We start from the raw sequence: 26,998 nt of genomic DNA on the forward strand, positions 1-26,998 counted from the left end.
CTCTCTTCTTGGGACGGTATCCTTTCGTACCCTTTTCCTCTCACAATACACCACACCTCAAACAACGGGGCCCCGCTGCAAGGCGCAAGCGGGGCCCCATCCAGGGAGGGCGCGGTTGTATCGTCCCGCGACGCGAAGCCCGCGGAACCTGCAGTCGCTAAGCAGTGGCGGCCGTTTCGCCCGCCACGTAGCCAGCCACCATGGCCTGGGCGTTGGACATGCCCATGCCCGAGCTCTCATAGGCGTAGCCGAAGCGACGGCCCACGGTGTTGCCCGCAGCGAACAGGCCGGGAATCACCTCATGCTCGGCGCTCAGCACCTGGAACTTGTCGTTGGTATGCACGCCGGCGATGGAGCACACGAACACCCACTTCTCGTTGAAGGCATAGAAGGGCGGGGTCTTCACGGGAATGAGGTACTCGGCGCTCTTCATGAAGTCCTCGTCCACACCCTTCTCACACATCTCGTTGTAGCGCTCGATGGTAGCCGTGAAGGCGGCAGGGTCAACATCGATGAGCTCGGCCAGCTCTTCCAAGGTGTCGGCCTGGTACACACCGGTGCCGCTCTTGGCGATGGTGTCCAGCACGTTCGGATCGATGCCGATGAAGCAGGGCATCAGCTTATCCTCGGTGGAGGAAATCTCCCACGTGAAAGCGCCGTTGGGCATAGAAGCCGCCGACACCACCTGCTGCACCTGGTTCACGGGGAACAGAGCCTCGTTCATGTAACGACGCCCCGCCTGGTCCACTTCCAGATTCGGGCAGCCGATGTGGCCGCCGTTCGGCCAGCCGAGGAAGCCGTGGGGGCCGCCCTCCATCTCGGCGCCCGCCCAGCACATCATGCGGTGTCCGATGCCGTCGTCCATGGGCTCGGTGCTGGAAATGTCGTCGGCCTCCATGTACATGGTGTACACGTTGCCCTCCTCCAGCAGCTTCGCCACCTTTTCCTGCTGGAACTTCTTCACCATGGCGGCGTTGCCGGCATAGCTGCCCGTGCACACGATAACGCCCTTGGCGGCATTGAACAGCGTGCGGGAGCCATCCTCACCCGTGGCGATGACGCCGGTCACGCGGCCGGACTCGTCCTGCACCAGCACCTCGGCCTTGGTGTTGTAGCGAATGTCGGCGCCGTTATCGGCCAGATAGGCATGCATGCCCGCCAGGAACTCCTTGTAGTTGTCCTTCGTGGGATCGCCCAGAACCACGTTGATGTCGAACACGCGATTCAGCCACAGCTCGGGCTCATCGGGAGCCGGAGAGCAGGTGAAGGGGATACCCGCAGGCGTGAGCACCTTCTCGATGAGGGTATCCACCAGCTCGCCAGAACGATCGGCCCACGCACGCCACTGACGAATGTCGCAGCGATTGGCGGTGTTGCCCACGATGTGATAGACAATCTCCTTCGGATCGTAGACGGGCTTGCCCGACTGCTTCTGGAACTCGGAGTTCAGGAAGGAACCCTGATTGCCACCATAGTGGAAGATCTTGTTGCGCTCCAGCACGACCACCTGGGCACCATTCTCCAGCGCGCCAAATGCGGAAAGCGAGCCCGATACCGCCGAACCGATAACCACTACATCAGTGTCCACCACATTGTCGCAATCGGCCTCGGTCAGCGCGGGAGCCTCGCCAAGCCAATCTTCCTCAGCCGCGCCCGTTTCAGCCAGCGGAGCCTCCTTCGGCGCCGGGCTGCAACCAGCCAAGCCGGCCAAAGCGGCCGCCCCGCCAAGCACGGCGGAACCAGTCAGAAAGCTGCGACGCGAAATGCCCTTCATTTCAGTCATTGTTTCCCTCCTTGTATCGGTGCTTTTTTGCGGAAGCCAAGGGCCTCCATCCTCTCACCCACCGCAACTCGCGGCTCTCAGGTGATGCCCTTATCATGGAGAAAATGCCTGGTGAAGGCATCATCTAAACTAGTTGATACCCATCAACCGAACCAGTGGAAATAGTATCTAACCGCCGCTTGACGCGTTCCCCGACGATGACCGCGGCCTGTGGTAAGCTGAGCCCGAACGTTTGGGGGAGGGATCCATGGGAACAGAACTGGAAGCACACGTCCGGCGGGCGCGCCTTGGCGTCATCCTCGATTTGGGCATCTATTGGGGCTGGATGAGCCTTGTCTTTTTCTCAACGACACTCGCAGGCCCAGGGGGTATCGCCGCGGTAGAATTGGCGAACTTCGTGGCGCTGGCAGTCAGTACGGCCGTGGTGGCTGTTGTGGCATTTCTCTCTCCCGCCCTGGCGCAACGCGTAACCGAAAGCCGCCTTCTGCGTGTAGCGGTAACCTTGGCTGCATCGGGCGGCACGCTGTTAGTTCTCTGGGGCGCGAATGCCGATGCATCGCTCATTGCCGGTGCCTGCCTGGTGGGCCTGCCCGAGGGTCTTCTACTCTATCTTTTCGTCAGCCGAGCGTTGCGCCAGTGCCAATCGGCAGAAGACGTCGTCATGCTGTTCTCTTGGGCGCTGCTCGTCGCAGCTGCTCTGTATTTGACCGTGGCCTTTCTCGGAACCGCGGCAGGCTATGTTTGCGCTGTGCTCCCACTGCTCTCGCTTGCGGGGCTCGCGGCAGAAACGCAAGGGGGCCACGCCCAAAACGGAGAGCGCCCGGATGCGAGAGAGGCAGAGCCGCAGCCCTCTTTCTGGGCTGCCACCCAAAAGCTTCCCTGGAAGCTGCTGCTGGGCTTGGCCGTCTTCGGCATCGCCTTCGGCCTCATGCGCATTTCCGCCAGCAGCGCATCCATTGAGGTGTTCCAAGAGAGTTATCTGGCCCACACCCTTGCTCGCGCCGGCACGACCGTGGTGGCGCTGGTGCTTATCGGCAAGCTAAAGAAAGCCTACTGGGTGCTGAGCACCTTGCAGCTGCTTGCCTTTACGCTGGGCATTTGCAGCTACTGGCTGCCCTTTGAATCTACCGCCGTCCTCACGGTGGCCGCCACCACCGCGGGGTACACCTGCCTTGAGCTCATGCTGTGGGCCGTGCTTTTCGAGTTATTCCTGGAAACAAATGTGGCCTTCAACACCTTGTACGGCATTGTGCGAGGGCTCGTCAGCCTGGCCACGCTCGTTGCCACTGGCTTCTCCCTTTTTGTTATGGCCTCCATGGCCGCTGGCATTGTGCATGTGGCGCTGCTCTTCTTCCTGCTGGCCATGATTTTGGTCTCGTCGCTTCTGTTCGGCAGCCGCAACGTGGCCTCGCTCTGGGGGCTCGAGCGGCCCGCCATGGCTCCTGAGGCCACCGACGCCGAACAGGTCACGCAAGCTTTGGCCGAAACCTACGGCCTTACGGCCCGTGAGACCGAAGTGGTGGCGCTGCTAATGAAGGGCCGCAACGAGCCGTTCATTTCGGAAGCGCTGTTCATCTCTCCTAGCACCACCCACAGCCACGTCAGCCATATCTACGCCAAGATCGGCGTCCATTCCCGCCAAGAACTGCTGGACGTAGCAGAACGGTCATCGCTAACGGGAATTCAAAGCTAGCGAACGCCGGTCACGCACCAAACCAGGAAACTTAGTGGAACTTAGAACTCCTTGGAAGAACTTAGGAGGAAACGCCCTCACTGGGCGAGGATGAGCCGCGGCATCTCTATAGCCCTAGCAGCGGTGGGCGTGGGCGATGAGGTCGGCCATTTCTGCGGCGGTTTTGGTGGTGACTTCGGCGCGGGCGGCCAGGTCCTTGTCGTGTGTTACCAGGTAGCGAGCCTTACACAGTGCACAGGAGGCGAGCACCGAACCGTCTTCGTAATCGGACGTGATGTCGCGATAATGACGGGTCAGCCACGCCGTGCGATCATCGAGGGGAATGGACACGGCAAGGTCGGTCATGTGATCGACGCAGCGCCAAGCGAAATCTTTTATGGCCCGCGCCGTGGCCTCGTCAACCGTGCCCCCATTTTCGCGGACAAGCTGCTTCATTTGCTTCCCCAGCACATAGAAGACGTCCTTGACCGCATCGGCGGGAATAGCCACATTTGCATTGCATTTCTCGACGGTGTTGATGAACCGAGTAGCCGGTTCATGCAGAGGGCGGTCGGGCAGATAGAAATCAAGCCAGACGTTTTTATCAACAACAATGGCGTTTTCTCCCGTAATCACCAGAGCCCCCTTTCGACCATTCTCTCGATCTTCGCCTCGTACAGCACTTCCCGCAGCTCTTCATTCGTCACGGGGTAGTGGGAAAGCCCATGGGTGATGCCCAGGGAACGGTAGAACTCCTTGGTTTGCTCTTCGAAATCCAGCACGGCCTGAGCCCGTCTCTCGCCCTCGTCCTCGGGCGACGCTTCTTCGGGCTTGAGAAGCGACCGCAGCAAGGCCTCTGACTCGTCGTCGTAACGGGCGGCGCATTCGTAGAGCCGCCGCATGGCCCCCGACGGCGTGCAACCTAAGCGCGCGAAGCGCTCGTCCCCCCGTCGTTTCAGCTCGGCATCGATACGAAAGTTCATCTGCGCGTTCGGCATAGCCGCTCCTTTCAATATGCTAGCAGTATAGCACGCTGAAAGCCCCTTGTCCCGCGCGAAATCAGGAAGCCGATCGAGGCCAGTCAGGTCAAGCCGTACCAGCTGGGCCCACGGGCACCGCCTCCCCGCATCCCTTCCCCATACAAAAGCGCCTCGCTGTATCCCGCAGCGGGGCGCATCGGTTGCTGTCTGATGGGCTCAATCGCCCCTAATCCCGCTCGCCGGGTTGGCGGACGGTGATCTCTTGGGACTTCACCGACACGCGGGAATTGGGGGGCACCGAGAAGGTGACGAAGGTAGAGCCGGCGATGACCGAGCCCTTGCCGATAACCGTCTCACCGCCGAGCACCGAGGCGTTCGAGTAGATGGTCACGTCGTCCTCGATGGTGGGATGGCGCTTCACCCCGGCCAAGCGCTGGCCGCCGCGGGTGGAAAGCGCGCCCAGGGTAACACCCTGGTACAGCTTCACGTGATCGCCAATGGTAGTGGTCTCGCCGATCACCACGCCGGTACCGTGGTCGATGAAGAAGTACTCGCCGATGTGCGCGCCGGCGCCGATGTCGATGCCAGTGGACGAATGGGCGATCTCGGTCATCACGCGCGGGATGATGGGCACGCCCATGTCGTAGAGCACGTGTGCGATGCGGTAGACGTAGATGGCGTACAAGCCCGGATAGGTGAAGATGACCTCCTCCTTTGAGCCGGCCGCCGGATCGCCGTCATAGAGCGCCTGCACATCGGTGAGCAGCACCCGCTGAATACCGGGCAGTTCTTCGAAGAACTTCGCGCAGATCTCGTCGGTCTGCTCGCAAATGGAATCGCTCGTGCAGCCGCCGCACAGGTGGTTGCCGCTGCCCGCCAGCTCATCGCGGTCGTCGGAAGTGTAGGTCAGCGCCAGAATGAGCTGCTCGCGCAGGACGCTCTCGATCTCGATGAGCGTCTGGCCGATGAAGTAGGACGGGCTCGTGGAAGGCGACAGCATCTCGGGGCCGAAGTACCCGGGGAACAGCACGCGGCGCAGCTCGGTGATGAGCCCCTTGATCGCCGCGCGGCTGGGGAAACGACGTCCGGGCTTGGTGAAGAAGATCTCGTCCGCTTCGTAATTCTTCTCGATATCGGCAACGATTCGTTCCAGATTATCTCCGAACATAGGCCCTCCTCGGCTCGTCGGTGCGCCTTGAAAGGGCATTCCCTTGGGCGCTTTCACGTTTGCCCCTAGTGTAGCAGTTTCCCATGGCAATCAGTGCTACCAGGCGGCGACATTCTCCCTGAGGACACGGAGCGCCTCCGGTCGAAGCACCCCGTCGTTCCAATATGCGCAAATCGTCAGCTTATTTCCCAAAGACAAGGCAAAAGGTCTATAATCCCGAAGGTTTGATACGGAAAAGGAGAACCCGAATTCCCATGGAAGCGCTTGCAGACGTATTCGCGCCCATTGTCCAGGCTTGTTACGACCTCAGCCACAATTGGTGGATCGCCATCCTCTTGTTCACTCTCATCGTTAAGATCGTCCTCATGCCCGTGGCCCTGTGGGTGCAGAAGAACTCCATCGTTATGGTGAAAGTCATGCCGGCTTTGAACCGCTTGAAGGTACGCTACTACGGGGACGCGGAAACGATCGGCGAGAAACAGACAGCCCTCTACAAAGAGCAGCACTACCATCCTCTTCTCTCGCTCATCCCCCTTGCCCTCCAGATCGTCATCCTGTTCGGATTGGTCGATGTGATCCACCGCATCACCGACAGCGGCGCCGCTGGCACCGAGTTTCTCGGGCTCGTACCCGTGGAGGCAGGTGGCATATCCTGGACGATGCCCTTGCTGGCAGCCTTGTCTGCCGCCGTTATGGGTTTCGCGCAAAATCGCATCAACCCTCTGCAAAAGGAACAATCACGGGCTGAGAAGAACACCACCAACGGACTTTCCATCGCCTTGTCGCTCTTCCTCGGCATGTTCGTTGCTGCGGGTATGGCCTTCTACTGGATATGCTCGAACCTGCTGTCCATAGCCGTACAGGTTGTATGCAATATCGCAGTGAATCCGCGCAACTACATCGACTACGACGAGTTGGAAGCGAGTCGTCGGGAACTCGAAGAGCTCAATGCCCTCTCAGGTGGTCGATCTCGATGGAGAAGCTGGCGAGACCCCCTCGCTAAACGAGAACGGGCCGACTTCAAGCGCTTCTTCGGCACAGCGAACAAGCACATCGTGTTCTACTCCGAGGGAAGCGGCTTCTACAAATACTTTCGGGGAGCCATCGAATGGCTGCTCGCCCATTCGGACATCACTGTCCACTACGTGACGAACGACCCCGATGACCGCATCTTTGCCCTCGCCGAGCAGCAGCCCCGGATATTCCCGTACTACATCGGGGAAAAGCGAGCCATTACCCTTATGATGAAAATGGATGCCGACGTGGTCGTTACCACGCTGGGAGATCTGGATAACTTCTATATTAAGCGCTCGTACGTACGCCGCGACATCGAATACGTGTACATGTTCCACCACATGACCTCAATGGACATGACCTCCACCATAGGGGAATACGACAATTACGACACGCTTCTGTGCACGGGTCCTCACCAAATCGCCGAAATGCGCATCATCGAGGATATGCGCGGCATTCGCCACAAGAACCTCGTGGAATGCGGTTATGACCTGCTTGATCGCGATCTGGAAGATTACGCCATGCGGCAGCAGGACATCGAGGCGGGGAAAGATCGCCCCAGTATCGTGCTGGCTCCCAGTTGGCAGGACGACAACCTGTTGGATTGCTGCATCGACGAACTGATAGGGTCGCTGGTCGGACGGGGGTACCGTATCGTCGTGCGACCCCATCCCGAGTACACCAAGCGCTATCGCCCCCGCTGGGAGGCGCTGCAGGCGCGCTGGGAATCCGTTGGGCCCGAAGAGCTGTATTTTGAGCAGGACTTCAGCTCGAACGATACCATCCTCACCGCCGACGTCATCGTGACAGACTGGTCAAGCGTTTTTTGCGAGTTCTGTTTCACCACCCTGCGGCCAGCCGTGTTTATCGACACGCCGCCGAAGGTGCGCAATCCCCATTGGCGCGATTTCGGCATCGACTCCACGGATATCAACCTCCGCAATCGTCTGGGAAAATCCCTCGCTCTCGACGAGCTTGCCCTCTTCCCCGATGTCATAGCCGATATGTTGGCCCATCGCGAGCAATGGCGCGACCGCATTCTTTCCATCCGCGAGGGGTTCGTCTTCAACTTAGGGTCCGGCGGTGCAGCGGCAGGACGTTATCTGCTGAATGCCGTTCTCTCAAAACAACAGGAACGATCGGGCGACAGCGGCCCCTCCCAAGCAAACCATGACCAGGAAGAGGATCACCATGCAGCGGCGTAAGGCATTGCTCGCAGCCCATGACGCGCTGGCCATCTTGGCTGCCGCCTGCGTACTCGTAGCGGGCTTCCCCTCCGTAGCCCTGGCCTACGTCGACCCTTCCGTCATGACCTACACCATTCAAGCCCTCGCCGGCGTGGCCGTGGCGCTCAGCGCTGTGCTGGGCGTGGCCTTTCGTCGCAGCCGTCGCGCCCTCATGCGCTTGCTGCATATCGACGAAAACAGTGGGAAGTACGTAGAGGGCGACGTCCACCCCATCGATCCGTCCGAACCGGGTGCCGCGGAATTGCTCGCAGCCGCCGATGATGCCGCGCGGCGGCGGAACGACTCCGGCCCTTCCCCCCAAACACGCACTCTCAACTGGTCGCAGCGGCTTATCCGATCCGTCGTTGCAAGTCTGTTCACCATAGGGACGCTGTTCGTATTGCCCCCTCTTGAGATCGTGGGCGGCACCACTTCGGGACTGCTGTTCGACCTTTTCGCCATCGTGCCGCTCGTGACCGCCTTTGGCATTGCCCTTGCAGTGCTCTGCGCCCTTGGCCTGGCACTTCTCCGAGGAAGAGCCTTCGATATCGGTATAGGCGTAATGGTGGCGATAGGCCTCGGCGCTTACCTGCAGGCAATGCTCATGAACGCCATGCTGCCCGTCGCCGATGGCACATCTCTCGATTTAAGCCAGTTCGCTTCCATTACGGTTATAAGCACCATTGTCTGGATCGCGATAATCGCCGCCGCCCTGTGGGTCGCCCTGAAGCATGTGCGCGTCGAACGGGCCGCCACTATGGTTATCGCCGTGGGGCTCGTCATCGTGCAGGGTGTCGGGGCAGCGAGCCTCATCGCCCACCACACTCCTTCCGAAGACCAACGGCGAGCCACCGTAACGGCTACGCGGGAGGGGCTGTACACCCTTTCCAAAAGCGACAACGTCGTGGTCTTCGTCCTTGACACCTACGACGCCCGCTATCTGAATGAGGTGTTGGAAGAGAACCCCGCGGCGCTGGACGAGTTCAGCGGCTTCACCTATTTCCGCAACGCGACACCCTCCATGGTGCCGACACGCTACGGCATTCCCTTTCTCCTTACCGGCCGAGCGCCCGACGGCACCCAAACCTTTACCGATTTCACTCAAACTTGGTTCGAGAAGAGCCATTTTCTCTCAGACATTCAAAATGCCGGATACACGTTGGGCGTATACTCGGATAGCATGGGGACCGATGTCGTGAACGCCGAACCTTACGTCATGAACATCCATGAGCGGCGTGCCTCCTCGATGGATCCCGGGCAGATGCTCGAAGTTCTTATTCGCGTGTCGCTTTATCGCGATATGCCCTGGGCGCTCAAACCATGGTTTTGGTTCACCACCGACGATTTGAATCGCGCGTTTTCCTCGGGTGGCCCCGAAGAGGAACGACCCTACACCGTTGACGATGCGCACTTTTTCGAGGGCCTGCAAGGCCAGGGCCTCTCCCTCAACAACGAGGGAAAGAGCTTCCGATTCATTCACCTGCTGGGCCCCCATAAGCCTTACACCCTCGACGCCAACGGCAATACCCCTGGCGGCGAAACCTCCCTCACCGAGCAAGCCCAGGGCACGCTGAAAATTGTCGACGAATATCTCCGACAGATGAAAGAGCTCGGCATCTACGACAACGCAACCATTCTCGTCACAGCCGATCACGGCAACTGGCAGCTCTCTCCCGAGGGCATCACCGAGCCCACGTCGGTGATCATGCTGGTAAAGCCCGCTGAAAATTCCGAAGAAGCGGCGCAGCCTCTTCAAACATCGGATGTACCCACCGGGCACCTTGATTACGCGGCGACTGTCATCGATGCAGTGGGCGGCGACGGCTCCTCCTATGGAACCCCCATCTTCGAGGTAACGGATGGGGCGCGGCCTCGTTTCTACTGGAGCACCACCACCGATTACCATGAGGACATGGACTGGACGCAGTACGAAATCGACGGCGATGTGCTCGACTGGAATGACTGGAAAGCCACGGGCACCGTCATCGAAATCCCCAACAAAAACCGCCCCCTCGACGAATAGCGGTCGGTTCCGCCGAAACCCCTGGCGTGCCATCCCTCAGCTTCAGTGGAGTACCAGTTCGGCCACAGTTCCCGTGCGTCGAGCCGGTAATGGAGCGAAACAGCTACTATCGGGGTTGAAGATACTAGATGCCCCATCAACACTGAACTGCAGCCGCGAGCACCTGGCGTCTCTCTTTGTACGGAAGCTGGCCTCGCAGCTTCCCAAGCTCAAGCAGCCCCGTTGCCTTCGCTCGCCGGGGCTGCTTGTTCTCTGTTGGACTACCGCTGGCACGTCCGCCCGAAATCCTTTCGGGCTCCGTTCCTATTTCCCCACCACGGCCGAGCCCTCGGTGCACGCCTCGCCGGGGCCCTCGCCTTCCCCGCAGTACAGCGCCCGCTGGGGATGGTCGGCCAGGTAGGCGGCCATGGAATACTGGGTGATGTCGCTTCGGTTGATGATGCCCACAATGTGGCCGTCTTCCAGCACCGGCACCTTCTTCAGGTGATTCTCGGCCAGCACGCGGCACACGTCGGTCAGGTTGGCGTGCACCGACACGCAGATGGGCCGCGGCGCACCGATCTCGCTGGCGCGCATCTGCATCACCTTCGCCAGCTTCTGCTCGTAGTCCTCGTTGTCGGTAACCGTGCGATTGATCAGCACGATGGGGTCGGTGAACGACTCGCGGCGGGGGCTTAAGCGCTTTAGAATGTCACCGTCGGAGATGAAGCCCACCGGCTCGCCCGCGGCGTCCACGATAGGAGCCGCCGAGATGTTCTTCTCCACGAACAGGCGCATGGCCTCCTCCACCGTAGCGGTCTGCGGCAGCGAGAACACGTCGGTCTTCATGATAGAGGTGAGCAGTGACTTGCGCGTGCCTCCCTCGTCTACGGCCGCCTCCTCGCCGGGCTTGTCCTTCACTAGGGCGATGGTCATTACCAGGCCGATCACGCACAATAGCGCGCACACGCCGAAGGCCACATTGATGCCGAGCATAGTGCCTTGGGCGTCGCCGAGGGCGGGGCTGGCCGCCGATTGGGTCATGGTAGAGGCCGAGATGATCACGGCCGTGCCGAGCGAGCCCGCCACCTGGCGCAGAGTGTTGTTCACCGAGGTGCCATGGTTCATCACCTTGTTGTCCAGGGCGTTCATGGCCCAGGTGGTGATGGGCATGTTCACCAGCGCCATGGAGAACATGCGCACGGTGTACACCACGGTCAGGTAGATGATGCTCGTATTCAGGTTCAGCACGGCGAAGGCGACCGTGGTCAGCGTGAGCAGCGACATACCGGCGATGGCCATCTTGCGGGGCCCGTGGCGGTCGAACAGCTTGCCGGCGATGGGATTCATGATGCCCATGAGGATGGCACCGGGCATCAGCACCAGGCCCGATACCGTCGCCGACAGACCATGCAGCGACTGAATGTAGATAGGCATGAGGATGCCCGCGGCCAGCAGCGCCGCCTGCACGAGCATGCCGATGATGGTGCCCACCAGAAAGCGACGATTCTTCAGCACGTCCACCCGCAGCATGGGATGGGGCAGGCGCGTCTGGCGTACGAAGAACCACACCACACCGGCGATGCCGATCACCGTTGTGCCTACGGTGATCACATTTAAGCCCTGAGAGCCCAAGGCGCTGAAGCCGTACAGCATAAGACCGAAGCCCAGGGTGGAAAGCACCAGCGACAGGGGATCGAGCACCGAGTCGCCGCGGTTGGCGGGAGCCTTGTTGTCCACGAGGAAGATGGAAGCCGCGATGATGACGAGCGACAGCCCGAACACCGCGTGGAACAGGATATGCCAGTCGGCCTGATCGATAACGAAGCCCGCCACCGTGGGACCGATAGCCGGCGCGAAGGCGATCACCAGGCCGAAGATGCCCATGGCGCTGCCGCGGCGATCCACGGGGAACACCAGCATCAGCACGGTCATGGTCACCGGCATCAGGATGCCCGCGCCCGCCGCCTGCACCAAACGACCGCCGAGCAGCATAGGGAAGTTATGTCCCAAACCGCACAGCAAAGTGCCCACGGCGAACAGGCCCATGGATGCCAGGAACAGTTTCCGCGTTGAAAACCGGTCCTGCAAATAGGCCGTGATCGGGATCATGATGGCGTTCACCAGGGTAAACCCCGTCGTGAGCCATTGGGCGGTGGACTGGTCGATGGACATCTCCACCATAATAGAGGGCAACGCCGGCGTCACCAGCGTCTGGTTCAGCACCGTCACAAAAGCGCCCAGCACCAAAACGGTCAGCATCAGCCACTGCTTGCGCGTTAGTTTCATGCACAACACCTCATTCGCTTCTCGCTTCTCTCTCGCTTGCGCCAGTGGCTTCATCGGCCCGGGCGCCCTCGTCTCGCTTGCTTTCGCGCGATACACTGATTTCGTGAGTCGACATACTGTACCACCGCCGCCGCAGGCCCGTGCGTGGTCGCGGGCGAACGGTTGCGCACCTGGCACCTTCTTCGAGGGCCGCAAGGCAACAGCACTGTGAAAGTTCACCGTAAAGCGTTATCAGTTCGGCGACTGCGCGCGGAAATCCCCTAGGATATGAACCAGTAAATCGACCGACGGGTGCCGGGGCCTTCAAAGGGGAAGGCCGCCGAAGCCCACCGAAAGGGTGCATGACGGTATGTATACCGCACTTTGCTTGTTGCTCGTTGTCCTGTTCCTGCTGATGAACGCGTTCTTCGTTGTGGCCGAGTTCGCGCTGGTGCGCGTGCGCCGCAGCCAGATCGATATGGCCGTGGCCGAAAAGCGCCGCGGTGCCGAGGCGGCCCGCGATGTGACGACCCACATCAACGCCTACCTGTCCGCTTGCCAGCTGGGCATTACCCTGGCCTCCCTGGCCATCGGCTGGCTCGGCGAGCCGGCCGTGTCCGCCGTGCTGGAAGGCCCGCTGCTGGCCCTGGGCCTGCCCGAAGCCGCCATCCATCCCATCTGCGTGGCCGTGGGCTTCTTCATCGTGACGGCCCTGCACGTGGTGGTGGGCGAGCTCATTCCGAAGTCCTTCGCCATCTTCTCCACCGAGAAGTACGCCCTGCACACCGCCGGGCCCCTGCGTGTGTTCTACCGCATCACCTACCCCATCATGGTCATCTTCAACGGCGTGACCAACGCCGTGATGAAGCTCTTCGGCCATGACCCGGCCGACGAGCACGAGGTGTACACCGGCGACGAGATCAAGCTGCTCATCGACGAGTCCACGGAAAACGGCCTTATCGACCCCGAGCAGAACGAGTTCGTGGATAACATCTTCGATTTGGGTGACAAGGACGCCGAGGGCATCATGACTCCCCGCACCGACGTCATCTGCCTGGACACCGAGGACACGCTGGAGGAGAACCTTGATCTCATCCGCCAGTACAAGTACTCCCGCTACCCCGTGTGCCACGGCTCGAAGGATCACATCGTGGGCTTCGTGCACACCAAGGACCTCGTGGACACGGCGCTGGACACACCCATGAGCGAGTGGAACGTTCGCGAGCTGCCCGCCGTGCCCGAGAGCATTCCCATCGCGAAGCTGCTGGAAACCATGCAGGAGCGCTGCACGAAGATCTGCGTGGTGGTAGACGAGCACGGCGGCACGGCCGGCATCGTCACCATGAGCGACATCATGGAGCAGATCGTGGGCCGCATCGACGACGAGTACGTCCATGACACCGATGACGACGTGGAGGAGCTGTCCGACGGCACCTACCAGATCAACGGCACCCTGGCCATCAACGACCTGGTGGAGCTGCTCGGCTTCGAGCCCGAGGAAGCCGACGAGGTGGAAACGGCCGGCGGTCTGCTGCTGAAGCTGTTCGACCGCATCCCCGACGAGGGCGATGTGGCCGTGCTGGAGCATCGCGGCACCAAGGTGACCTTCACCGTGCTGGCCATGGACCGTCTGCGCATCGACCGCATCTGCATGGCCATCGACCGCCCCGACGAGGAGTAGCGGACGGCCCCGAGAGCTTCGTATCCGGGCGGTCTTCGGGTCGCCCTTCGACCGAGCGACGGCCCCATGTATAATGTCCCTGTATGATCGAGGGCCACAACAGGAAGGGACATACCGTTGCAGCGCAATCATGGGCGGTGGCTCGGCAGAAATCTCCTGATAGCTGTGGCGGGTATCTCCGCCCTTCTGGCGGCCCAGTCATTTGAGGCGCCCTGCGAGATTTCCTGGTATCTTCCCCTGGGACAAGGCAGCGTGCCGGCGACCATTGTAGACGTAGCCGTCGCCTCCCTCGTTTCTTGCGCTTTGATCATCGCGGGCAACCGAGGGGGACGCGCACTCGCGAGTGTTCCCCTCGCCATAGCAAGTGCCTCATGCTGCCTAATGGGCCTGGCCATGCAAGGCACGGGAGAGCCCCTCTCCATCTTCGGACTCATCCTCATGTCTACCGGGGGAACCGTTCTTCTCTTCTGCTGGCTGGCGGCAGTCTGTGCCCAGCGCGATATCGGCATTGCCGAGCTGATGATAGAGGTCGAGGTGCTCGCATCGGCGGCGGCGATTCTCCCCTCGCTTCTGCCTGCGTCATGGTGCCAAGTCCTCGCCGGCATGAGCGTGGCAGCCTCTGCGGTGGCACTTTGCCTCATCCAGCGCCCCGCGCCTTCCGCATCGGAGGCCGAGCGGTCTTTTACCCTCGAGCCGTCTTCGCTGGCGAAAATCCTCTGCAGCTTCTTTGTTATCGGACTGGTGGTGGGATCCTTGCAGTACTCGGTCTTCCTGCAGCAGGCAGAAGGCGAGATGTTCCCCGTCATCATTACCGCTATATCGCTCGCACTCGTACTCTGGCTCTTTAACCGCGGGCGAGACTTCAATCTGTCGGTATGGACGAAAGTGGTTGTGACCCTTTCGCTGGTCGCTCTTATCTTAGTGCTGTTCTCATCGACTCTCACCTACCTTGCCTACGTGTTGGCCGGCATCGCATACTCTCTTTTGGAATGCGGCGCCCTCTACATGGGATTGCTCCTGGGGCGGCTGTATCCTGGTACTCGTGTGAGAATCTTAGCCACTGCCTGGTGTGTGGGGACTTTAGGATCCCTCCCCCTGCTGGCTTCCGCTTTTTTCGGACCCCACATCGCAAGCAGGGTCGCCATGCTCTTCATGGCCCTTCTGCTCGTCGTGGCATCCATTTGGATTCTGGAGGATCGAACCATGTCGCTGCTGTTGTCCGCAAGCGGCGGCGCGAAGCTCACCTCGCTCTCGGGTCGTCCCCTTGAATCATTCAGCGACAGCATGGGCCTGACTGCTCGCGAACGCGATGTGTTCAATCTCTATATCGTCGGACGAAGCGCCCCCTACATTGCAGAGAAGCTCGTAATCAGCGAGAGCACGGTGAAATCTCACCTGCAGCACGTCTACACCAAATGCGGCGTCCATTCGCGCCAAGAGCTTATCTCGCTCGTTGAAACGACCTCGAAGAAATAAACCACCTGGTCAGATGATTGTCGTACTTTTCGTATAGGGTGCTTTTTCTTGTATTTCATACGTTTCTCCTGTTTTGCGCGACTTCCGAATGCGGTGATATAGGTGCCGTCCTGATATACGACAAAAGGAGGGTACCGTGACGATGAAGGATTTTGGGAAGAAGGGAACGATCAGCCGCCGAAGCTTTTTAGCAGCACTCGGCCTGGCGGGCGCTTCAGCTGCCGGTGCAGGCCTCGCCGGCTGCGCCCCGAAGCAGCCAACCGAGGCAGCTGGCGACGACCAGACCGCCCTCGCTGACACTGGCACCCTGGTGGAAACCGACATCCCCGAGGACAAGATTATCGAGACGGTTGATTGCGACGTGTGCGTGGTCGGCCTGGGCGTGGCGGGGGTAGGAGCCCTGCGTTCTGCCGCTGAAGGAGGACTCAAGGTAGTCGGCGTCGAGAAGGGCAGCAAGCCCAGTGCTCGCTCGAATATGTTCGCCGCCTTCGGCACCGAGAAGACGCGCTCCATCGGAATCGAGGACATCAGCCCCACCGAGGTGGCCAACGAGCTCATGACGCAAATGTCGCATCGCGCAGACTATCGCATAACCACGAAGTGGCTGAAGAACTGCGGAGAGGCTTTCGAGTGGTACACCTCCGCATACGACGGACTCCTGTGGCTCGGCATGGAAGATGAGCTTCCCGAAGATCCTAGCCAGTTGTTCGTCTGCGCCGATACGCTCACGAGCGGCATCTACCGCTTCGGCATCGACCACGAGCGCCTCTTTGCCGGATGCTGCTGCATCAGCGGAGGAGACGAGACCCATACGCCCATTCTGCAGGCCAATGTCGATGCAGCCGTGGCCACCGGCAACGCGCAGGTGCAATTCTATTCGCCAGCCGTGAAGCTCGAAGCTGCCGACGGCCAGATAACCGCCGTGATCTGCCGCAATGATGAGGGCGAGGGCTACACGCGCTATCGTGTCTCCAAGGGCGTGGTGCTCGCCACGGGCGGCTATTCCCACAACGAGAAAATGCTGGGGCAGTATGCTCCGTGGATTCTGAAGAACCAGGACAAATTCCTGTTCTCATACGAGGTGACGGATCACGACGGCAACCCCGCCGATACCGGCGACGGCCAGCAGATGGGCATGAACGTCGGCGGCCACCTGGACGTGGGACCCCATGCGGTAATGGCTCATATCCTCCAGTTCGGCCAGGAGTTCTTCCTGCAGGTCAACGAGCACGGCGAGCGCTTCACCAACGAGGACCTCAGCATGACCAATATCGCTAAGGTCATGCAGAACCAACCAGGCAGCAAGGTTTTCCAAATCATAGACAGCCATTGGCCCGAGCAGTACCCGATGCTTGACGTGATCATGGCAAATATTCGCAGCTACGGCGACGGAGAGGGCTTTTCGGCCCAAGCCGACACGCTCGAAGAGCTCGCCTCTCAGCTGGAACTCAGCGCCGATGCCACCCAGAATTTAACCGCAGCGGTCGCGCGCTACAACGAGCTGTGCGAAAAAGGGGTCGATGAGGATTTCGGCAAGGCAGCAGAGAAGATGTTCCCCGTGGTCGATCCTCCCTTCTACGCGATCACCTACGATATGCTCAAGCACACGTCGGTGGAAGATGTGAGCTGCATGCGACTGCTCGTTACCATGGGCGGCCTCGTAACCGACGACAATGCTCGCGTGCTCAACGACGACATGGAGCCCATTCCCGGCCTGTTTGCCGTTGGCAACGTGCAAGGCGGACGCTTCGTGGAGGACTACCCCTTCACGTTGTCGGGAGCCAGCCACGCCGCGGCCCTCACCTACGGGTATCTGACGGGCAAATATCTCGCCGGCCAAGCGTAAGGCCGTAATTTGGGGCCGACGTTTGCCCTCCTCCCCTGAGCAAGCGTCGGCCCAAGCTTCCATGGCCTCAAGCCCGCTTTCCTCTATCCGATAGGCTCTCCCACAAAGCGCTCGGCATTATGCCAGGTGATGGCCTCGAATTCCGCTTGAGAAAATCCCATGGACTCTATCAGGTTCAACTCGGTCACGGGACTCCACATGGGAAAGTCGCTGCCGAACATCACGCGCTCGATGCCGTAGGCGCGGCACAGCTCCACGGTGCGGCGCGGCCCGAGAAACTCCAAGGCGCTTGACGTGTCCACGAAGCAGTTCTCATCCTCGAGATATTCCAGCGCATAGTCGAAGATGGACCAACCACCGAAGTGTGCCGCATCCACCACCAGACGAGGAAAGCGATGCAGGATCTTCTTCAGTCGTCGCGGATGTGAGAAGTCATAGCGGTAATCGCCCGTATGGATAACAATGGGCAGACGGCCCTCGATGCACTCGTACAGGCGCATCAACCGAGGATCATCCATGTTCACGCGCTGGTTGTCGGGGTGAATCTTCACGCCTTTCAGCCCCAGCCCCACGGCGCGGTCGATCTCGGCTTCCATGTTTTCGTAGTCCTGATGCATCGTCGCGAAGCCGATAAAATTATCATGCGCCGCGCACTGCTCGGCCACGAAGTCGTTGATGGTCTCTACCTGAGCCGGGCTCGTCGCCACCGAGTGCACGATATGGTGCGTGATGGGCGATCCCGCGCACGTCGCCAGCAGCGCCTCGGCCGAAGCGTCGGGCGCATCCATATGCGTCGCATAGAACTGCCCGACCGCGCCCACCGCCTTGCGGGAGATCTTCTCCGGATAAATATGGGAATGCGCATCGACAATAGCCATGAAAACGTCCGCCTCTCAACTCGTTCCCCTTATTGTAAGCAACCCCCGCCCCCACGAAAACGGTCAAAAAGAGCAGCGAGCACCACACCTACCCGATAGGCGAATAGCGCTGAAAGAGCGAGACCCCGTATTGAAATCACAACTCAGCGAAACCGGCCTGCTCACTCCTTGGGCTTATACAACTCACTAGGATTTTCTGGCGCAAAGGGGCAGTTTGGTTCCCTCGAGGGTGTCACAAAACGCGGCTTTGGTTCCCCGGGCGGACAAAAGGCCTGGTCACAGAAGTTGAGAGATTTTCCCGAGGGAACCAAACTGCCCCTTTGCGCCAGAAAACTTTTCTCCCCTGTCACGAAATGCGAGTTTGGTCCCCCGGAAAGGAACGGGACCTTCGCAGGACTCGAACCTCAACGAGATAGGAACACTTTCTCCGATAAAGATCGCTTTGTCTGAAGAAAAACTGGCGGAGGAGGAGGGATTCGAACCCTCGTCACCGGGGTTACCGGTGAAACGGTTTTCGAGACCGCCGCATTCAACCACTCTGCCACCCCTCCGCTTGGGGTGATGCGCCGCCCAGGGACGCCATAATGAAACGAGCCTTCACGGCTCGCTGGGATAGTCTGGCGGAGAGGCGGGGATTTGAACCCCGGATACGCTTTTGGCGCATACACGATTTCCAATCGTGCTCCTTCGGCCAGCTCGGACACCTCTCCATTAGCCTACAGCCCCGCCGAAGCGAAGCGTCTAAGAATTATAGCGCAGCAACCCCTTCCAAACAAGAAGTTTTTTCAAGATACAAAAGAGGCCCCGCTCCCGCGGGGCCTGAGTGCTTCGTAGAATAGGGCGGGGGCTACTATTCGGTGGGCTGGCCTTCGCCGGTACCGTCGCCGGTGTCGCCCTCGGCGGGCTGCTCGCCGGTGCCATCAGCGGCGCTATCGTCGGCAGCACCGTCAGTGGGCTGCTCGCCGGCGCCGTTATCGGCGGGCTGGTCAGCCGCGGCGTCAGAGCCATCGCCGGAGCCCTCGGCAGTCTGAGTACCTTCAGTGTCCTCGGCCTCCGCATTATCGCCAGCCGCGGCCTGGTCGCCGCCCTCGACGGGAGCGTCGCCCTCGGCAGGCGTCTCGGAACCATCCACCGTCACGGGGTTACCGTCCTCGTCCACGCCCACGACGTTGGCGTCGCTGTCATCGGACTTCGGGTAGTTCGCCATGTCAACCCAGTAGGGCAGGCCCTCGGGCATGTCGTTGATTACGATCTCGGCGGCGTTGCGCTGCTCTTCCAGCCAGGTGTAGTAGGCCTGGGACTCGTTGGTGGAGCGCAGCATGGCCTTGATGGCATCCTGGAATTCCACAGGCAGCTGATCCAGGCTCTCCAGCTTCTCGGGAGCCGTGAACACATCGGTGCACTTGATGATATGGATGCCGTAAGTGCTCGGCACCAGATCGCTGATCTGGTCCTTATCCAGCTCGGCCAGGGCGGTGGTGTACTCACCCACGAAGTTGCTCAGCTTGTCCCAGCCCACATTGCCGCCGTCGGCCGCAGAACCAGTGTCCTTGGAATAGGACTCAGCCGCGGTGGCGAAGTCCAGCTCGCCGGACTGCACCTTCTCGAGTACCTCCTGGGCCAGGGCCTCGTCGCTCGCGTCGAACAGGATGTGCGACGACTTCTTCGCGCCGGTGTAGCTGCTCACGTAAGCCTGCGCCGACGTCAGCACCTCCTCGTCGCTGGGATCGCCCACGTTCTCGGCCACCTTGGTCTTCAGCTGCTGGGTCATCAGCGACAGCGCGATGTTGTCGCGATACTCGTCCTCGGTCAGGCCCACGGACTGCAGCGCGTCGGCCCAAGCCTCATCGGAATCGTAGTTGCCACGCATCTGGCTGACATACTCGTTCACGGCATTGTCGTCGGCGGTGATCTCCTGGGCGGCGGCACCCTGGCGCACCAGTTCCTGGTCTACGTAGCTGTTGATGATCTCCTCACGCACGCTTTCGGGCGTGTAGTCGTTCTCAGCCAGCCACTTTCCCCACGACTCTTCGTCGGTGGCTCCCATCTGGGCGCGAATGTCCTGGATGGCCTGGGTGATGGTGTCCTCCTGAATCTCGGTGCCGTTGACCGTGGCGGCCACGCCCCCCGTGTAGGTCGGTTTGGAGGCATCGGAATCGCCGCTGCAACCAACGACACCTGCGGCGCACACCGCCGCGAGTCCAACCGTAACGAGCGACTTCGCAAAGGACAGCTTTTTCATAGGACCCTTCCTCATAGGTAACTGGAACTGCCGGGATGCGTTGCGCGGGTGCGTTGAGGCGCAGTTCCAGATGATTTCAAACCGCATTTTCCCATGCCGCCCTAGAGGTAACAACTGACGCACAATTTGCCCACTTTTGATTCACGGTTCGTCAATTACAAAAATGACAAACCCCATGTCAAAAGTGATGAATCAACCTATCTTTTACCATCTTCATCAATTTATGGGTTGCACAAACACGCCAGGGGTACTATGATCGATCTACAATTGAACATGATCTTCAGGGCGGGGTGAAAGTCCCCACCGGTGGTACAGCCCACGACCCGCAGGCCCTCGGCCCGCGGCTGATTCGGTGAAATTCCGGAGCCGACAGTTACAGTCTGGATGGAAGAAGATAGACGCGCCCCTACGGGGCACGTTGCGGATGACATGGAGCCCTGGAACCTTTGGTTTCAGGGCTTTTTTCGTAGGCGGTCCGCTCATCTTTTCGGAAGTGGTGTCCGAAGGTCGCATCTATGCGAAGGAGGTGAGCGATGACCCTGAAACCAGAACAGCGTGCCCAGGACGAGGCCTTCATGGCCCGGGCCTTGGAACTTGCCGCACGGGGGCTTGGCTGGACCAGCCCGAACCCACTCGTAGGCGCTGTTATCGTGAAAGACGGCCGGGTCGTCGGCGAGGGCTGGCACACCGCTTACGGCCAGCCCCACGCAGAGCGAGAGGCGTTGGCCGCGTGTAGCGAAAGCGCTGCTGGCGGCACCATCTACGTCACATTGGAGCCCTGCTGCCACTGGGGCAAAACGCCGCCGTGCACCAGCGGCATTCTGGAAGCGGGTATCGCCCGTGTTGTCGTGGGAGCCCTCGACCCCAACCCGTTGGTAGCAGGCCGTGGCTGTGCTCTGCTGCGCGAGGCCGGGCTGACCGTGGATGTTGGCATCATGGAGAAGGAGTGCCAGCATCTGAACGAGGCGTTCTTCCACTTCATCACCACGGGCCGGCCGCTGGTGGTGATGAAGTACGCCATGACCCTGGACGGGAAGGTGGCCACCCGCACAGGAGCGTCCCGGTGGATCACCGGCCCCGAAGCGCGGGCGCGGGTGCACCGCGACCGGCACCGCTTCGGGGCTATCATGGTAGGCATCGGCACGGCCTTGGCCGACAACCCCGCACTAACCTGCCGTCTGGAAGACGGCCCGTGGCGACAACCGCTGCGCGTGGTGGTGGACTCCCACGCCCGCTTACCCCTCGATGCAGAACTTGTGCGAGGGGCGCGCACCATACCGACGCTGGTGGCGGTGGCGGCGGAGTCGCAGGCCGACGCGACCCGCGACCATCGGCCAAGTACCGTGCCGGCTGGCACCTCCAGCCACGAGGGCTGTGAGGCCCGGGCCGGGCGCCTCGCCGCGCTGCGCCGCGCCGGCTGCTCGGTGTGGGTATCGCCGCCGACCGACAGCAAGGCAGCAGTGAACCTTCCAGCCCTGCTCGACCATCTGGGCAGCTTGGGCATCGATTCGGTACTCGTCGAAGGAGGGCCCACCTTGCACGGCGCGCTTGCCGACGAGGGGCTGGTGAATCGTGTGCAGGCCTACGTTGCCCCAAAGCTCTTTGGAGGAAACGAGGCACCGGGGCCGGTAGCGGGCCGGGGGGCGGCACTTCCCTCCGACGGGCTGCATCTTTCCCCGCCCGCAGTCACCGTCCTCGGGGCCGATCTCCTGTTGGAAAGCGAGGTGGACCCATGTTCACCGGCATCGTAGAGGAAGTGGGCGCGGTGCGGGCTCTGCGGCGCGGCGCCCATTCGGCCACCCTGTCCATCGGAGCGCACACCGTGCTTGAAAACACCCGGCTGGGGGACTCCATTGCCGTGAACGGCGTCTGCCTGACCGTCACCTCGCTGGGCCCGAACCAATTCAGCGCCGATGTCATGCACGAGACCTTGCGCCACAGCAACCTCGGCTCCCTGCATGCTGGCAGCCCCGTGAACCTAGAGCGGGCCATGGCAGCCGACGGTCGATTCGGCGGCCATGTGGTATCGGGGCACATCGACGCGGTGGGCACTATCCGCCGCATCCAACGCGACGACAATGCCGTGTGGTACACCATCGATGCCGACGAGGGAACGCTGCGCCATATCATCATGAAGGGGTCTATCGCCATCGACGGCATCAGCCTCACGGTCGCGCGACTGGCCAGCGACAGCTTTTCCGTGTCCATCATTCCCCACACGCGCGCCGAAACCACCCTTCCCACCAAGCAGATCGGCGATGAGGTGAACCTGGAAACCGACCTGATCGGAAAGTATGTCGAGCGCTTCCTCGCCATGCCCTCCCCCCCTCCATCCACGGCCGTCGACAGCGGCGGCATCACCCGATCATTTCTGGCAACGCACGGATTCTAAAGAAGGAGCAGCCCTATGGAAGAGAAGAAACCATTCCAGTTCAGCACCATCGAAGAGGCGCTGGACGATTTGCGCGCCGGCAAGATCATCTTGTGCACCGACGACCCCGACCGCGAGAATGAAGGTGACTTTATTTGCGCCGCCCAGTTCGCCACCACCGAGAACGTGAACTTCATGGCCGTGCACGGCAAGGGGCTCATCTGCATGCCCATGGCCGCCGACCTCTGTCAGAAGCTGGCGTTTCCCCAGATGGTAACCGATAACACCGACAATCATGAGACGGCGTTCACCGTGTCTATCGACCACGTTGATACGACGACGGGCATCTCGGCAGCCGAACGAGGGCTAACCGCGCGGGCCGTGGTGAGGCCCGACGCCCAACCCGGCGACTTCCGCCGCCCGGGCCACATGTTTCCGCTGATGGCGAAACCCAATGGCGTATTGGAACGCAACGGCCACACCGAGGCCACCGTCGATCTGATGCGCCTCGCCGGCCTTGAGGAATGCGGTCTGTGCTGCGAGATTATGCGCGAGGACGGTACCATGATGCGCACGCCCGAGTTGATCGAGCTTGCCAGGCGATTCAATCTGAAGTTCATCTCCATCAAGGCGCTGCAAGACTACCGCAAGAAGCACGAATGCCATGTGGTGGAAGTAGCCGACACGGCCATGCCCACGCGCCACGGAGCGTTTCGCGCGCACGCCTTCGTGAACAAGCTGAATGGCGAACACCATGTGGCCCTGGTGAAAGGGGACATCGGTGATGGCACCGACGTGCTGGTGCGCGTACATTCCGAATGTCTGACCGGCGACGCCTTCGGCAGCCTGCGCTGCGATTGCGGCCAGCAGCTGGCCGCGGCTATGGCCCAGGTAGAGGCCGAGGGGCGCGGGGTGGTACTGTACATGCGCCAGGAAGGGCGGGGCATCGGGCTGGTGAACAAGCTGCGCGCCTACGAGCTGCAAGACGACGGCATGGACACCCTCGAGGCCAACCTCGCCCTCGGATTCGCCGGCGACCTGCGCGAATACTATATTGGCGCCCAGATTCTGCGCGAGTTGGGCGTAAAGACCATGCGGCTGCTCACCAACAACCCCGATAAGGTGTACCAACTGAGCGACTTTGGGCTGCAGATTACCGAACGCGTGCCCATTCAGGCGCCCTTAACCAGCCATGACGAATTCTACCTGCGCACCAAGCAGGAGAAGATGGGGCATTTACTGCGCTTCGATGAACAGCGACAAGCGTCCTAGCGATGCCCTTAGCCTAACCGAACAAGCAACTTCCCAGAAAGGAACTATCATGACGGTATTCGAAGGAAAACTGGTATCGGAGAACATCAAGGTCGGCATCGTGGCCTCCCGCTTCAACGAGTTCATCACCTCCAAGCTGATCGGCGGCGCCATAGACGGCCTGGTGCGGCACAACGTGCGCGAGCAGGATGTCGACATCGCCTGGGTGCCCGGGGCCTTCGAGGCCCCCCTGGCTGCACAAAAGATGGCGCAAACAGGTCGCTACGACGCCGTGATCTGCCTCGGCGCCGTCATTCGCGGCGCCACGAGCCACTACGACCTGGTGTGCAGTGAAGCCGCCAAGGGCATCGCCCACGTGTCGCTGGAAAGCGGCGTGCCCGTCATGTTCGGCATCGTGACCACCGACACCATCGAACAGGCCATCGAACGGGCGGGCACCAAGGCCGGCAACAAGGGCTTCGACTGCGCCACGGCGGCCATCGAGATGGTCAACCTCCTGCGCGAAATCGAAGGCTAGCCGACCATGGGCGGCACGGTGTTCTTCGACTACGACGGCACCCTTCACGATTCCATGCGCCTCTACGAGCCAGCTTTTCGTCGCGTCTATGCCGCCTTGGTGGCCGAGGGGTGGGCCGAGCCGCGGGCGTTCTCCGACAAGGAGATCGCCTCATGGCTCGGCTATTCCCCCGCCGCCATGTGGACCGCCTTCATGCCCGACCTCCCCGAAGCGGTGTGGCGACCCGCTTCGGGCGCCGTCGGCGAAGAAATGCGCCGCTTGCTCGCCGAGGGCGCGGGATGCTTGTACTCAGGGGCGACAACCGTGTTGAAATCGCTGCGTGAAAAGGGATTTTGCCTGGTGTTCCTCTCGAATTGCAGCCGAGCCTACCGCAACGAGCACTTGGCTGCCTTCGAGCTGGAAGACCTCTTCGACGGCACCTGGTGCGCCGAAGACTTCGAGGGACTGGAGAAGTGGCAGATCTACCAGCGAGTCGCCGCCCGCTATCCGCAGCCCCACGTTATGGTCGGAGACCGTCATCACGATCAGGAGGTGGCCCTGCGCGCGGGCATTCCCTTTGTCGGCTGCACCTACGGGTTCGGCGGGCCCGGCGAATTGAAAAAAGCGGACGCCCTCGTAGGGGCGCCCGCCGACATAACAGAAGCGGTAACGGTGTTGGCGCGCCGGGCGCAAACCGCGCCGCAAAGCAGCTCGGATGCCCCGCGGCGCTAGTTCTTCTTGGCCTTCTTGCGATCCGTGGCCGAGAGCAGGCGCTTGCGCAGGCGGATGGACTGCGGAGTCACTTCCACCAGCTCGTCGTCTTCGATGTACTCCAGGGCCTCTTCCAACGTGAAGGTGATGGGCGGCGTCAGCTGGATGGCCTTGTCGGCCGAGCTGGAGCGCTGGTTGCCCAGCGACTTCGTCTTCTCGACGTTCACCACCATGTCGCCTTCCTTGGCGGACTCGCCCACGATCATTCCCTCGTAGCAATCATCGCCGGGGCTCACGAACAAACGCCCGCGCTCCTGCAGGGTGTCCAGGGCATAGGCCACCGCCTTGCCCGTGGACATGGCGATCATGCCGCCGTTCTTGCGACCGGCCATCTCGCCGGAATAGGGGCCGTACTCCTTGAAGTGGTGGAACAGCATGGCCTCGCCGCGGGTGGCGTTCAGGATGCGGGTCTTCAGGCCCATGGTGCCGCGGGATGGGATAGAGAAGGTGAGGTGCGTCATGGTCTCGTCGGAAGACATATCCTCCATGATGCCGCCGGCCGTGCCCATAACCTCGATGGCCTTGCCCGCATACTCGTTGGGCACATCCACCGTGGCCTCCTCGATGGGCTCCAGCTTGCTGCCATCCTCGGCGGTCTTGTACACCACGCGCGGGCGGCCCACCTGGAATTCAAAGCCCTCGCGACGCATGGTCTCCATGAGCACCGACAGATGCAGCACGCCGCGGCCCGCCACTTCGATGCCGGTCTTGTCCTCTAGCTCGTTGATACGCATGGAGATGTTGCTCTCCTTCTCGCGCATGAGGCGCTCCTTCAGCTGGCGGCCGCCCACGATCTCGCCCTCGCGGCCCACAAGCGGGCTAGAGGAAGCCTCGAAGACGACGGCCATGGTGGGCTCTTCCACGGCGATGGGGGCCATTTCCACCGGGTTCTCGGGACAGGTGATGATGTCGCCGATGTCGGCATCCTCGATACCGATGACAGCCACAATATCGCCGGCGTCGGCGGCAGTCACTTCAACCTTGCCGAGGTTCTCGAAGGTGTACACCTTGCGGATCTGGGCGCGGCGCTCGGTGCCGTCGGCCTTCACCACGAGCACCTGCTCCTTCTCGTGCAGCGTGCCGCTGACCAAACGACCGACGCCGATGCGGCCCTCGTAGCTGGAATGGTCCACGGTGCACACCTGCAGGGCCACCGGGCCATCGACGTCCACCTCGGGGGCGGGAATCTCGCTCACGATGGTATCCAGCAGCGGCACCATGTCCATGTTGTCGTCATCGGGAGCCAAGCGCGCGTAGCCGTTCACGGCCGAGGCGTACACCACGGGGAAGTCCAGCTGCTCGTCGGTGGCACCCAGCTCCACCATGAGGTCGAACACCTTGTCCACCGCGCCTTCCGGGTCGGCGTTGGGGCGGTCGATCTTATTCACCACCACCACGATGCGCAACCCGCGCTCCAGGGCATGGGACAGCACGAAGCGGGTCTGGGGCTTGGGGCCCTCGTAGGCATCCACGATGAGCAGGGCGCCGTCGGCCATGTTGAGCACGCGCTCCACCTCGCCACCGAAGTCGGCATGGCCCGGCGTGTCGATGACGTTGATCTTCACGCCCTTGTAGTTGATGGAGATGTTCTTGGAAAGGATGGTAATGCCGCGCTCGCGCTCCTGGTCGTTGGAGTCCAGCACGCGCTCTTCCACCTGCTGATTGTCGCGGAACACGTGCGACGCCCACAGCAGGCGGTCCACCAGGGTGGTCTTGCCGTGGTCGACGTGGGCGATAATAGCGACATTGCGGATGTTCTCTTGCTTCATGAATCTTCTTTCTTATTCGGTTTGGGGCCTAGAAATTATAGCGCTTTACGGCGTGTATCAATGGTGATCGGCGCAGACGGCGC

Annotated in this window: 19 protein-coding genes, 2 tRNA genes and 1 riboswitch; of the genes, 11 read left to right on the forward strand and 10 right to left on the reverse strand. The window is 61.2% G+C overall.

Translation table 11 applies throughout. The annotated features are described in order from the left end of the window. Window positions 1-157: 157 nt before the first annotated feature. On the reverse strand, window positions 158-1,783 hold the full coding sequence (locus G503_RS0111295; protein WP_028027652.1) for an FAD-dependent oxidoreductase: 1,626 nt from the start codon (window positions 1,781-1,783) through the stop codon (window positions 158-160). A 247-nt stretch (window positions 1,784-2,030) separates the two neighbouring features. Between G503_RS0111295 and G503_RS0111300 the strand changes: the two genes are divergently transcribed. Then, window positions 2,031-3,476 carry a helix-turn-helix transcriptional regulator gene (locus G503_RS0111300; protein ID WP_028027653.1) on the forward strand — a complete coding sequence of 482 codons (1,446 nt, stop codon included), beginning with the start codon at window positions 2,031-2,033 and terminating at the stop codon, window positions 3,474-3,476. 114 nt (window positions 3,477-3,590) lie between these two features. Here G503_RS0111300 and G503_RS0111305 read toward each other — a convergent pair whose 3' ends face one another. The 3 genes from G503_RS0111305 to G503_RS0111315 form a co-directional block, all read right to left on the reverse strand. Further along, window positions 3,591-4,091: a type II toxin-antitoxin system VapC family toxin gene (locus G503_RS0111305; protein ID WP_028027654.1), complete on the reverse strand. Its 501-nt coding sequence runs from the start codon at window positions 4,089-4,091 to the stop codon at window positions 3,591-3,593. Next, on the reverse strand, window positions 4,088-4,453 hold the full coding sequence (locus G503_RS0111310; protein WP_028027655.1) for a hypothetical protein: 366 nt from the start codon (window positions 4,451-4,453) through the stop codon (window positions 4,088-4,090). The genes G503_RS0111305 and G503_RS0111310 overlap by 4 nt, the downstream gene beginning before the upstream one ends. Before the next feature lie 208 nt (window positions 4,454-4,661). Next, a complete protein-coding gene (locus G503_RS0111315; RefSeq protein WP_028027656.1) occupies window positions 4,662-5,603 on the reverse strand; it encodes a serine O-acetyltransferase in 942 nt (313 codons plus the stop codon). Window positions 5,604-5,857: 254 nt separating this feature from the next. Between G503_RS0111315 and yidC the strand changes: the two genes are divergently transcribed. Further along, the gene (yidC, locus tag G503_RS14990; RefSeq protein ID WP_051191187.1) at window positions 5,858-7,822 is read left to right on the forward strand and encodes a membrane protein insertase YidC; all 1,965 of its coding nucleotides are present in this window, start codon (window positions 5,858-5,860) and stop codon (window positions 7,820-7,822) included. After that, a complete protein-coding gene (locus tag G503_RS14995) occupies window positions 7,809-9,866 on the forward strand; it encodes a sulfatase-like hydrolase/transferase (protein WP_051191188.1) in 2,058 nt (685 codons plus the stop codon). The genes yidC and G503_RS14995 overlap by 14 nt, the downstream gene beginning before the upstream one ends. Window positions 9,867-10,169: 303 nt before the next feature. Here G503_RS14995 and G503_RS15000 read toward each other — a convergent pair whose 3' ends face one another. Beyond that, a complete protein-coding gene (locus tag G503_RS15000) occupies window positions 10,170-12,134 on the reverse strand; it encodes an MDR family MFS transporter (protein ID WP_084636658.1) in 1,965 nt (654 codons plus the stop codon). Between the two features lie 349 nt (window positions 12,135-12,483). Here G503_RS15000 and G503_RS0111335 point away from each other — a divergent pair, with 349 nt between their 5' ends. The 3 genes from G503_RS0111335 (at window position 12,484) to G503_RS0111345 (ending at window position 17,116) form a co-directional block, all read left to right on the forward strand. Next, window positions 12,484-13,794, forward strand: coding sequence for a hemolysin family protein (locus G503_RS0111335; protein ID WP_028027657.1), 1,311 nt, complete (start codon window positions 12,484-12,486; stop codon window positions 13,792-13,794). Between the two features lie 393 nt (window positions 13,795-14,187). After that, a complete protein-coding gene (locus G503_RS0111340; protein ID WP_169628172.1) occupies window positions 14,188-15,270 on the forward strand; it encodes a helix-turn-helix transcriptional regulator in 1,083 nt (360 codons plus the stop codon). A 142-nt stretch (window positions 15,271-15,412) separates the two neighbouring features. Further along, a complete protein-coding gene (locus G503_RS0111345; RefSeq protein ID WP_035023039.1) occupies window positions 15,413-17,116 on the forward strand; it encodes an FAD-dependent oxidoreductase in 1,704 nt (567 codons plus the stop codon). Between the two features lie 83 nt (window positions 17,117-17,199). On the opposite strand, the gene G503_RS0111350 is transcribed toward G503_RS0111345, so the two are convergent. The 4 genes from G503_RS0111350 to G503_RS15005 all read right to left on the reverse strand — a co-directional run bounded on the left by G503_RS0111350 (window position 17,200) and on the right by G503_RS15005 (window position 20,236). Next, window positions 17,200-17,994: an amidohydrolase family protein gene (locus tag G503_RS0111350; protein WP_028027660.1), complete on the reverse strand. Its 795-nt coding sequence runs from the start codon at window positions 17,992-17,994 to the stop codon at window positions 17,200-17,202. A 458-nt stretch (window positions 17,995-18,452) separates the two neighbouring features. After that, window positions 18,453-18,545 (reverse strand) — tRNA-Ser (locus tag G503_RS0111355). Between the two features lie 67 nt (window positions 18,546-18,612). Further along, window positions 18,613-18,704, reverse strand: a tRNA-Ser gene (locus G503_RS0111360). 140 nt (window positions 18,705-18,844) lie between these two features. Beyond that, window positions 18,845-20,236: a peptidylprolyl isomerase gene (locus tag G503_RS15005; RefSeq protein ID WP_051191191.1), complete on the reverse strand. Its 1,392-nt coding sequence runs from the start codon at window positions 20,234-20,236 to the stop codon at window positions 18,845-18,847. 272 nt (window positions 20,237-20,508) lie between these two features. Further along, window positions 20,509-20,636, forward strand: a riboswitch (FMN riboswitch). A gap of 133 nt (window positions 20,637-20,769) precedes the next feature. Between G503_RS15005 and ribD the strand changes: the two genes are divergently transcribed. From ribD to G503_RS15010, 5 genes are read left to right on the forward strand one after another with little or no spacing between them, the layout of a single operon-like run. Further along, window positions 20,770-21,987, forward strand: a complete 1,218-nt coding sequence (gene ribD, locus G503_RS0111370; RefSeq protein WP_051191193.1) for a bifunctional diaminohydroxyphosphoribosylaminopyrimidine deaminase/5-amino-6-(5-phosphoribosylamino)uracil reductase RibD — start codon at window positions 20,770-20,772, stop codon at window positions 21,985-21,987. Then, entirely contained in the window at window positions 21,969-22,628 is a 660-nt protein-coding gene (gene ribE, locus G503_RS0111375; RefSeq protein WP_028027662.1) for a riboflavin synthase, read from the forward strand. The genes ribD and ribE overlap by 19 nt, the downstream gene beginning before the upstream one ends. 15 nt (window positions 22,629-22,643) lie before the next feature. Next, the gene (locus G503_RS0111380) at window positions 22,644-23,879 is read left to right on the forward strand and encodes a bifunctional 3,4-dihydroxy-2-butanone-4-phosphate synthase/GTP cyclohydrolase II (protein ID WP_028027663.1); all 1,236 of its coding nucleotides are present in this window, start codon (window positions 22,644-22,646) and stop codon (window positions 23,877-23,879) included. 49 nt (window positions 23,880-23,928) lie between these two features. Continuing rightward, on the forward strand, window positions 23,929-24,396 hold the full coding sequence (ribH, locus tag G503_RS0111385) for a 6,7-dimethyl-8-ribityllumazine synthase (protein ID WP_028027664.1): 468 nt from the start codon (window positions 23,929-23,931) through the stop codon (window positions 24,394-24,396). 6 nt (window positions 24,397-24,402) lie between these two features. Then, a complete protein-coding gene (locus tag G503_RS15010; RefSeq protein ID WP_051191195.1) occupies window positions 24,403-25,107 on the forward strand; it encodes an HAD family hydrolase in 705 nt (234 codons plus the stop codon). On the opposite strand, the gene typA is transcribed toward G503_RS15010, so the two are convergent. Then, window positions 25,104-26,915: a translational GTPase TypA gene (typA, locus tag G503_RS0111395; protein WP_028027665.1), complete on the reverse strand. Its 1,812-nt coding sequence runs from the start codon at window positions 26,913-26,915 to the stop codon at window positions 25,104-25,106. The genes G503_RS15010 and typA overlap by 4 nt on opposite strands. Between the last annotated feature and the right edge of the window lie 83 nt (window positions 26,916-26,998).

This window comes from Adlercreutzia mucosicola DSM 19490, assembly GCF_000422625.1.
In the GTDB taxonomy this organism is placed as follows: domain Bacteria; phylum Actinomycetota; class Coriobacteriia; order Coriobacteriales; family Eggerthellaceae; genus Adlercreutzia; species Adlercreutzia mucosicola.

What these genes read in the sequence shown, in the direction of transcription:
- G503_RS0111295 (WP_028027652.1), bottom strand. Translation starts at nt 1,783, where the DNA reads ATGACTGAAATGAAGGGCATTTCGCGTCGCAGCTTTCTGACTGGTTCC.
- G503_RS0111300 (WP_028027653.1), top strand. Translation starts at nt 2,031, where the DNA reads ATGGGAACAGAACTGGAAGCACACGTCCGGCGGGCGCGCCTTGGCGTC.
- G503_RS0111310 (WP_028027655.1), bottom strand. Translation starts at nt 4,453, where the DNA reads ATGCCGAACGCGCAGATGAACTTTCGTATCGATGCCGAGCTGAAACGA.
- G503_RS0111315 (WP_028027656.1), bottom strand. Translation starts at nt 5,603, where the DNA reads ATGTTCGGAGATAATCTGGAACGAATCGTTGCCGATATCGAGAAGAAT.
- yidC (WP_051191187.1), top strand. Translation starts at nt 5,858, where the DNA reads ATGGAAGCGCTTGCAGACGTATTCGCGCCCATTGTCCAGGCTTGTTAC.
- G503_RS14995 (WP_051191188.1), top strand. Translation starts at nt 7,809, where the DNA reads ATGCAGCGGCGTAAGGCATTGCTCGCAGCCCATGACGCGCTGGCCATC.
- G503_RS15000 (WP_084636658.1), bottom strand. Translation starts at nt 12,134, where the DNA reads ATGAAACTAACGCGCAAGCAGTGGCTGATGCTGACCGTTTTGGTGCTG.
- G503_RS0111335 (WP_028027657.1), top strand. Translation starts at nt 12,484, where the DNA reads ATGTATACCGCACTTTGCTTGTTGCTCGTTGTCCTGTTCCTGCTGATG.
- G503_RS0111340 (WP_169628172.1), top strand. Translation starts at nt 14,188, where the DNA reads ATGCAAGGCACGGGAGAGCCCCTCTCCATCTTCGGACTCATCCTCATG.
- G503_RS0111345 (WP_035023039.1), top strand. Translation starts at nt 15,413, where the DNA reads ATGAAGGATTTTGGGAAGAAGGGAACGATCAGCCGCCGAAGCTTTTTA.
- G503_RS0111350 (WP_028027660.1), bottom strand. Translation starts at nt 17,994, where the DNA reads ATGGCTATTGTCGATGCGCATTCCCATATTTATCCGGAGAAGATCTCC.
- G503_RS15005 (WP_051191191.1), bottom strand. Translation starts at nt 20,236, where the DNA reads ATGAAAAAGCTGTCCTTTGCGAAGTCGCTCGTTACGGTTGGACTCGCG.
- ribD (WP_051191193.1), top strand. Translation starts at nt 20,770, where the DNA reads ATGACCCTGAAACCAGAACAGCGTGCCCAGGACGAGGCCTTCATGGCC.
- ribE (WP_028027662.1), top strand. Translation starts at nt 21,969, where the DNA reads ATGTTCACCGGCATCGTAGAGGAAGTGGGCGCGGTGCGGGCTCTGCGG.
- G503_RS0111380 (WP_028027663.1), top strand. Translation starts at nt 22,644, where the DNA reads ATGGAAGAGAAGAAACCATTCCAGTTCAGCACCATCGAAGAGGCGCTG.
- ribH (WP_028027664.1), top strand. Translation starts at nt 23,929, where the DNA reads ATGACGGTATTCGAAGGAAAACTGGTATCGGAGAACATCAAGGTCGGC.
- G503_RS15010 (WP_051191195.1), top strand. Translation starts at nt 24,403, where the DNA reads ATGGGCGGCACGGTGTTCTTCGACTACGACGGCACCCTTCACGATTCC.
- typA (WP_028027665.1), bottom strand. Translation starts at nt 26,915, where the DNA reads ATGAAGCAAGAGAACATCCGCAATGTCGCTATTATCGCCCACGTCGAC.